Origin of the sequence: uncultured Nitrospira sp., from assembly GCA_902500695.1 — a bacterium.
Lineage (GTDB): Bacteria > Nitrospirota > Nitrospiria > Nitrospirales > UBA8639 > Nitrospira_E.
On record CABVRQ010000121.1, the window covers coordinates 1 to 7,807 of the forward strand.

Below are 7,807 nucleotides of genomic sequence, written 5' to 3' on the forward strand. Positions count from 1 at the left end.
GGGACTTGAACCCCCACGGTTACCCACGAGATCCTAAGTCTCGCGCGTCTGCCATTCCGCCACTCTCGCCCGTAACCGTTTTCGCTTCACTCCATAGCTTTAATAAGAGGTTCTTCCTCTGGAATCCTCAGGGAAAATAAGACCCCCGTCTTCTCCGGAACCTCCCTATTATAAAACGTCCATCTCCTTCAGGCCATCCTAAAATTCAGGTAAAGAAAACAGTCCTCCGGGAAGCGCCGGAACTGAAATCCCAATTAAGCGGGGAAATATTTGGACGGGTATGATGTTGAAGTGTTTACCAGAATCCCCTCAAACCAAATCATAGCCCCATTAAATAGATTAGAACAGACAAATGACCACCTGCGCACCCTCGAAGGAAACGAACGCCACCGAGGTGATTTCTCAACCCTTCGATGGATAATCCCTCTTGATCGACTCGAGGGAGTTGGGTAAGGTAACACCATATGACCTTAAAACGGCTCTATCAAGATATTTATCAGAAATATCTGGAAAAAAAAGATGATCATCAGGGGTATGACTTTCAAAAGTCCCCGGTTGGGTCCGCAACTCCGCCGTCACCCACTTTTGCGGATACCATCAAATGGTGGACATTGAATCGTCCCAGTCGGCTACAAAAAATCAGGCAGGACCGGGATCAGCGACAACAGGACATTATCAACATACAATCCCCGCCTCCAGCCAACCGGTAAGATCCGCGGAGCATCTTCTCGCCTCATGCAGAGTTTCATTCAGGCCACAGGTCGCCTTTACCACCAAGCCCTGTTCGCCTCGATCCAGTCCTTCACGCGCGCATGGATCCTGATCCCCGTTCTCCTTGCTTTTGCCCTAGGCCTCATTCTGGTCACCTCCCTCATCGCTCCACTTGGAATGATCGGAGGGTTTATCCTGGGTGCCCTCAATGCCCTTGTCATTGGATCCACCCTTAGTTTAACCGAACAGGCTGTCCTGGGGGCGCGTCGTGTGAGTTGGCCGGATGTCTTCCCAAGTATGGGGCAATATTTTTGGGAGGTCATTTCTGTTGGATTTATGGTGTGGTTTCCCTTGTTATTCCTCGAAATGGGTCTCCAGACCAATCCCTACCAACCACTGATTGCCACAGCCGTATTTTTCCTAATTTTTGTGCTACTCAATCCAGTACCGGAAGTGATTTACCAGAGCCGGAACGGATCCGCCCTCGAGGTTGTCCGGGAAAGTTATGAATTTGTCGTTGAAAATTGGATCGAATGGTTCTTGCCCGTGGCCATCGCCTTCGGCCCATTCGGTCTGACATTTTTCTTTCAAATGTCCAGCCAGGCGGGAAGGCGTGGGGGGTTAGACTTCTGGCATCTCATCACGTTGCCATTTTCCGTGTTATCTGAGTGGCTCTCGTTGTTGGGGGTGTCTTCCGACATGAGTTTTGTTATCGTCCTCGGACTCACTCCCATTGTGACGGTATTCATGCTCTTCTTTCGAGGCCATTTATTTGCCGCCCTGCATCGATCTTCCCGACGCCAACGAATGTTCCAATCCCGAATCTCCTAAGTAAGAAGAAGAAAGGCATGAAACGTAAGGAGTGAGGAGCCGGAGGATGAGTTCGCGCTCCTAATCCCTTCCTCGCTCTACTCCTCTAACTATTCCCTTCACTTGCTTGTCGCTCTCAAACCCCCATGGTAAGATGGCAACCTTTCACCAAACAGATCCCCGGTGAAGAAGATAATTAAGATGGGATTGACAGATCCCCTCCAAAAGACAAACGGCTTCATCAGAGGTTCAGGCGCCGCAAAGTAGAGACCCATTCGCGGAGAGGTGCGAGAGTGGCCGAATCGGCGTGACTGGAAATCACGTGTGCCAGCAATGGTACCGTGGGTTCGAAACCCACCCTCTCCGCCATATTTGGTCCGTCGTGAGGATCACGAAATCCTCAGAGGAGGATTGAGCCAGTCCGTGAGGCGATGGACCATCGAGACTGCATTTAGGGGCTGGGCCCTGTGCGACAGAATCCTGCAAACCCCGCCAGGTCCGGAAGGAAGCAACGGTACGTGGGCTAGTCTGTGTGCCGCAGGATCACCTGGCCCCGATTAACCCTTATGGGCTGCTTCTCCGTCACTTGATACCGGAAGTCAGTTTTCGAGGGTGCTCAAGGAAAAATCCTTTTCCTGGTTAACGCACATTATGGAATTTCAGGTTTCAGCACGGAAATACCGCCCAACCAACTTCAAGGAAGTCCTGGGGCAGCCTCATGTCGTGCAGACACTCACCAATGCGATCGACCGCAAGCGGGTAGCCCATGCCTATGTCTTCTCCGGCATGCGGGGAGTCGGCAAGACCACCGTTGCGCGCATCCTGGCCAAATCCCTTAACTGTGAACAGGGCCCGACCAGCCACGCCTGCGGAACCTGCCCAAGTTGCGTGGAAATCACCAGGGGCAATTCTGTCGATGTCATTGAAATTGACGGAGCTTCCAATACCGGCGTGGACGATGTCCGGGAACTTCGGGAAAACGTCAAGTTTGCCCCGTTTCATGGCACATACCGAGTCTACATCATCGACGAAGTCCATATGCTGTCCAACTCGGCCTTCAACGCCCTCCTCAAAACCCTGGAAGAACCGCCGAGTCATTGTGTCTTTATTTTTGCCACAACGGAAGTTCATAAAATTCCCGCTACCATTCTTTCACGCTGTCAGCACTTCACCTTTCGACGCATTTCCCGTTTAGAAATCATCACCCAACTGCGCCACGTCGCCACCCAAACCAGCGTGACCGTCGAAGATCGAAGCCTATCGGCCCTGGCTCGAGCCAGTGAAGGCAGCATGCGAGACGCGTTGAGCCTGCTGGATCAGGCCGTCTCCTTCGGTGGAGAACGCATCCAGCATGGCGATTTGGAAATGCTGATTGGGTCCGTGCCGGACGAACTCGTCCGGCTCATGATTGACGCCATTCTTGGGCACCAGGCTGCCCAAACGATGTCTCTCGTGGGGCAGTTGGTCGACCAAGGCTTTGATGTCCGGGTGTATTGCCGGGAACTGTTGGAGCGATGCCGCAATCTGCTCGTGGCTTGCGTGGTGCCATCACGCCCACAAGTGCAAACTCTTCTTGAATTGGGAGACGAGGAAGTCGATCAGGCCATCGCGCAAGCCCAACAACTCTCCGAGCCCTATTTACAGGCTCTGTTTGCCATTTTCTCGCGAACAGAGGACGGGCTCCGAGGAAGTTCCCATCCACGGTTCCTGATTGAAGCCGCGGTGGTACGAGCAGCGCTTCTTGATCCGGTGACAGTGACCGCCACCACAACCGAACAGAAGGCCAGCGCACCCGCTCAATCTATTTCACACGCAAAACCATTATCACCTGCGACATCGACTCCTCCTCCCGCGCAACCCGCTAAGATCCAAACGCCTGCGGAAAAACCGGTGACTCCTCCAAGCCAGGCACCCCTCAAGCCCAGTGGCGGGGCCGCAACGATGTTTCCTTCCTCAACACCCCCAGGTGTGGAAAATCCGGTATCGACAAAAGCGTCATCTGACAATAGCGAACCATCCAAGGCATCCCCCAACACGGCTGCCCAGCCTTCGTCTGGCCCACCTATGACGTTAAATTGGGAACTCGTCGTTGAACGCATGATTAACGACCATCCGAATATCGGGAGTTTCCTGGAGAAGGGGAGTGTCGTGTCCATGACCGCAGGCTCCATTGTCCTGGGTTATTCCAAAAAAGATTCGATTGCTCGCTGGCGAACGGATAAACCTGAAAATCGGGTGCTGATCGGTCAAATATGCGAGGAATTCGCCGGCTGCCCGGTAAAAGTCCAAGTCATTGAATTTCAAGACGGGCAGGCTTACCCGCCGTCAACCGGTGAATTACGAGCAAAAAAAAAACTTGAGCAGGACCAGGATCTGATTGAAAACGTGAAGGCCCACCCTTTGGTGAAACAAGCATTGGAACTATTTGGGGGGGAAGTCGTATCGGCAGAAAGAACCCCGCAAAATGAGGAGGTACGCTAATGTCTAAAAATCCATTCTCCAATATGGGCAATCTCTTAAAGCAAGCCCAGGCCATGCAGGAAAAAATGGGAAAAATTCAGGAAGAAGCGGCCACGAAAACCGTCGAGGCTTCAGCCGGAGGCGGGATGGTGACCGTGCAAGCCAACGGCGCCATGCAATTAACCAAGCTGACCATCGATCCGGAAGTTTTGAAAACCGGGGACCATGACATGTTGCAAGACTTAATCGTCGCCGCTTCCAATGAAGCCTTACGAAAGGCGAAAGAGCTGATGGCCGAAGAAATGAAATCCCTCACCGGAGGGATGGGCATTCCCGGCATGTTCTAATCATTAAACGAGGTTCATGATGCTGGAAACCACTCCGACCAAACACACCAGAGCCAATGGCCAACCTCAGGGGCTGGTCGCTCGTCTCAGCCGTGAACTCGTGCGGTTGCCCGGCATTGGGCAAAAAACGGCGCAACGATTAGCCTTTCATCTCATGAAAACGGACAGGGAAGAGGCACTTCGCCTGGCCGATGCCATTCGTGACGTGAAAGAAGGGGTCTCCTTCTGTACCCAATGCCGGAATATTGCCGAAGGCCCGCTCTGCGAGATTTGTCTGGACCCGAAACGGGACACCACGACCATCCTCGTGGTGGAAGAACCCAGTACCCTGTATGCGATCGAACAAAGCCGGGCCTTTCGAGGCCTCTATCACGTGCTCTATGGGGCGCTTTCTCCACTCGACGGCATCGGGCCGGCAGACATCCGCACCCATGACCTGGAGAACAGGGTCCAGAATGGAGCATTCAAGGAAGTCATCGTGGCCACCAACCCCACCATTGAAGGAGAAGCCACCGCCATTTATCTGACCAAGCGGTTAAAACCCCTGGGGGTCAAAGTTTCCCGCATCGCCTATGGCATTCCGGTGGGCATGGACATCGAATATGCCGATGAGGTCACTCTGCTCAAATCCATCGAAGGCCGCCGCGATCTCGGGTAGCCCAGCACCAGGTTACCGTTTCGCTAAAACCTTCTTTTCAATCTGTTCAAACTGCTCGGGAAAATAGCCCAACCATACCCCAACCTGTCTAATTTCATCCCGCCATTTCTTCTCATAGCCCCCTTCAGCCAACGCAAACCCGATGAGGTCCGTCAAAGTCTGGCTGACTTTGTCCCCTCCCAGGCCCTCCGCAAACAATTTTGGAATCGTGAACCCTTGCGACAGGCGAAGAAGGTTATCTTTTTCTTGCGAGGGAAGACCCAAATGACGAAGGACCGCACGAAGCCGTTTGGATTCCGGATCGTTGACTCGTTCAATCGCGCAGACGAAAAGGCCGCCAAGATTATAGCGTTCCGTCGGAGAGAGAGGTTCTCCTCCGGTCCTCGTCTCGGCTGAACGGGTAGGGGATGGAGCTGATCGACTTGGATTCTGGGCCTGCGGATTCTTCGTTTGTGCCGGCACGATCTTCTTTGCAGAAACCGAACCCTTTTTCTTGCTGACCACAGATTTCGAAGCAGAAGGCTGTGGTGCAACGATTGTTTTCTTCACAACCGAAGCCTTCTTCTTAAGAGTCGGCCGTTTTGGAGCAGCGGGCTTCTTGGCTGTGGGCTTGGAAGCCGCTTTTGCCGTGTTCTTTTTTGTGGTGGCAGTGGTCTTTGTGTTCTTCACCACAGGTTTTTTGGGCGTACCGGTCTTTTTTGCAGAAACGCTTTTAGAAGAAGCTGGCTTGGCTTTCGTTGGTAGTGATTTTTTAGCAACAACCGGCTTTTTCTTAGATGGGCCTTTGAGAGAAGTTTTTTTCTTTCCCAATGCTGTACCGGTTTTTCCCTGCTTTTTCGTTGCAGCAGACTTAGAAGCCACGGTCTTTTTTATGGGTACAGATGGTTTCTTCGAAGAGGGCTTTGAAGTCACGCGACGAACAGATTTCTTTTGAGCCATGCAGAATCCTTCCTATGAATCGATAAAAAAAATCGAAAAATTGAACGAACGGTTGGATCAGAAGAGAAATGATAGCCTTTCCATCGGGTTCCAGCAATACGTTAGGGAAAAACAGACCCAATTTAACAACTATCACAGGATGGATCTGTCAGCCCATTCGCCAAAGCCTCTTGAACATTTAGGAAATTCTTGGGATGCTCAAAGGCCATTCAAAAAGTTTTACCCCTGAGGGAGCATATATTAAAAATCCGTGCGTAACATCCTCAAAACCCATATGAAAGTTTTTATCTCCTATTCCCATAAAGACAAACGGTATCGGACTCAATTAGATACCCATTTGGCTTTGTTGAAGCGAGAAGGAATTATTGAAGTCTGGCACGACCGGAAGATTACCGGAGGAAAGGAATGGGCCGATCAAATCGACGCAAACCTGGAGCAGGCCTCGATTATTCTGCTGCTCATCAGCTCTGACTTTCTGGCCTCTGATTATTGTTACGACAAGGAAATGGGCCGTGCGTTGGAAAAACATGATAATGGGGAAGCCCGGATCATCCCCATAATCATTCGTTCGGTTGACTGGGGCACCGCCCCATTTGCCAAACTCCAGGCCCTTCCCCAAGAAGGAAAACCGATTGACAGTTGGAGAAAAAAAGATGAGGCCTGGACCGATGTGGCAAAAGGCATTCGCCAGGTCGTCCAAGAAATTTCTTCCAACGCCAACCCTTCCACTATTCAGAGGCCCGGTGAGTATCGCAGACCGGTTTGGAACATCCCGCTTGAGCGGAATCCATTTTTTACGGGGAGAGAAGATATTCTTGGAGAAATTCGTGAAACGCTTCTGTCATCGGGAAAGGCTGCCTTTTCCGGATTGGGAGGGATCGGCAAAACTCAAACGGCCGCGGAGTATGCCTACCAGCACAAAGAAGACTACAGCCATATTCTGTGGGTCAAATCAGAATCCAAGGAATCCCTCACTTCCGACTTTGCCCAGCTCGCCTCGGTGTTAGACCTACGGGAAAAGCAGGCCCAGGATCAGCAAGAGATTGTCAAAGCCGTTCAGCGATGGCTCCAACAACATGACCGCTGGCTATTGATCCTGGACAATGCCGATGACCTTTCCCTAACCCAGACTTTCATCCAAGGCCTTCAAACAGGCAATATTCTTCTCACCACCAGAGCGCAAGCCACAGGGACAATCTCACGGATTGAAGTCAGAGAATTACCCGAGCAGGAGGGAGTGTTTTTTCTTTTACGACGGGCCAAATTGATCACCAAAGACATTTCCAATGACAACCTTCCCGAAGAACTGCAAACCCAGGCTTTGGGCATTGTCAAAAAACTGGACGGCCTGCCACTCGCCTTAGACCAGGCTGGCGCCTACATTGAGGAAACACAATGTGGACTGGTTGGATACCTTAATCTCTATAACGCCCATGGTGTGGACCTGCTGAAAGAGCGGGGCCTCTTCGCCCCTGGGCATCCCGATCCGGTAGCCACGACATGGGTCCTCTCATACCAAAACATTGAGCAGGCCAATCCAGCTGCTGCGGAACTCCTGAGATTCTGTGCTTTTTTGGCCCCGGATGCCATTCCGGAAGAACTCATCACTCAAGGCGCTTCAGAATTAGGAAATATACTTGGACCGGTTGCTGAGAACCCCCTTTTGCTTAACAAGGCAATTGGAGAAATCCTGAAATATTCCCTCCTTAATCGGAAGGTCCAAACAAAAACTTTGGACATCCATCGGCTGGTCCAAGCCGTCATTCAAAATAGTATGGATGAAGAGACCAAAACCCATGGGATGGAGCGAGGGGTTCGCGTCCTGAACCATGTATTCCCCGAAGTGAAATTTCTAAATTGGCCCCAATGTGATCGTCTGTTG

Annotated in this window: 8 protein-coding genes, 1 tRNA gene and 1 other RNA gene; 9 read left to right on the forward strand and 1 reads right to left on the reverse strand. The window is 51.7% G+C overall.

The window, feature by feature from the left end; translation table 11 throughout:
- The first annotated feature begins 464 nt into the window (after nucleotides 1-464).
- The 7 genes from AAH187_RS18175 (at nucleotide 465) to recR (ending at nucleotide 4,986) form a co-directional block, all read left to right on the forward strand.
- A complete protein-coding gene (locus tag AAH187_RS18175) occupies nucleotides 465-710 on the forward strand; it encodes a hypothetical protein (protein WP_342349905.1) in 246 nt (81 codons plus the stop codon).
- A 25-nt stretch (nucleotides 711-735) separates the two neighbouring features.
- Nucleotides 736-1,542 (forward strand): hypothetical protein, encoded by an 807-nt coding sequence (locus AAH187_RS18180; RefSeq protein WP_342349906.1) that lies wholly within the window; start codon nucleotides 736-738, stop codon nucleotides 1,540-1,542.
- Between the two features lie 258 nt (nucleotides 1,543-1,800).
- A tRNA-Ser gene (locus tag AAH187_RS18185) sits at nucleotides 1,801-1,890 on the forward strand.
- A gap of 87 nt (nucleotides 1,891-1,977) precedes the next feature.
- Nucleotides 1,978-2,077, forward strand: an RNA gene (gene ffs / locus AAH187_RS18190) — signal recognition particle sRNA small type.
- Between the two features lie 95 nt (nucleotides 2,078-2,172).
- The gene (dnaX, locus tag AAH187_RS18195) at nucleotides 2,173-4,002 is read left to right on the forward strand and encodes a DNA polymerase III subunit gamma/tau (protein ID WP_342349907.1); all 1,830 of its coding nucleotides are present in this window, start codon (nucleotides 2,173-2,175) and stop codon (nucleotides 4,000-4,002) included.
- Nucleotides 4,002-4,328, forward strand: a complete 327-nt coding sequence (locus AAH187_RS18200) for a YbaB/EbfC family nucleoid-associated protein (RefSeq protein WP_342349908.1) — start codon at nucleotides 4,002-4,004, stop codon at nucleotides 4,326-4,328. The genes dnaX and AAH187_RS18200 overlap by 1 nt, the downstream gene beginning before the upstream one ends.
- 16 nt (nucleotides 4,329-4,344) lie before the next feature.
- Nucleotides 4,345-4,986, forward strand: coding sequence for a recombination mediator RecR (gene recR, locus AAH187_RS18205; RefSeq protein ID WP_342349909.1), 642 nt, complete (start codon nucleotides 4,345-4,347; stop codon nucleotides 4,984-4,986).
- A gap of 12 nt (nucleotides 4,987-4,998) precedes the next feature.
- Here recR and AAH187_RS18210 read toward each other — a convergent pair whose 3' ends face one another.
- A complete protein-coding gene (locus AAH187_RS18210; RefSeq protein WP_342349910.1) occupies nucleotides 4,999-5,448 on the reverse strand; it encodes a hypothetical protein in 450 nt (149 codons plus the stop codon).
- Nucleotides 5,449-5,479: 31 nt separating this feature from the next.
- On the opposite strand from AAH187_RS18210, the gene AAH187_RS18215 reads away from it, so the two are divergent.
- Entirely contained in the window at nucleotides 5,480-5,920 is a 441-nt protein-coding gene (locus AAH187_RS18215) for a hypothetical protein (protein WP_342349911.1), read from the forward strand.
- 279 nt (nucleotides 5,921-6,199) lie between these two features.
- On the forward strand, nucleotides 6,200-7,807 hold a 1,608-nt coding region (locus AAH187_RS18220), incomplete at its 3' end, for a TIR domain-containing protein (protein ID WP_342349912.1).

Excerpts from the sequence above, each read along its gene's own strand:
- AAH187_RS18200 (WP_342349908.1), top strand. The coding sequence starts at position 4,002 with ATGTCTAAAAATCCATTCTCCAATATGGGCAATCTCTTAAAGCAAGCC.
- recR (WP_342349909.1), top strand. The coding sequence starts at position 4,345 with ATGATGCTGGAAACCACTCCGACCAAACACACCAGAGCCAATGGCCAA.
- dnaX (WP_342349907.1), top strand. The coding sequence starts at position 2,173 with ATGGAATTTCAGGTTTCAGCACGGAAATACCGCCCAACCAACTTCAAG.
- AAH187_RS18175 (WP_342349905.1), top strand. The coding sequence starts at position 465 with ATGACCTTAAAACGGCTCTATCAAGATATTTATCAGAAATATCTGGAA.
- AAH187_RS18180 (WP_342349906.1), top strand. The coding sequence starts at position 736 with ATGCAGAGTTTCATTCAGGCCACAGGTCGCCTTTACCACCAAGCCCTG.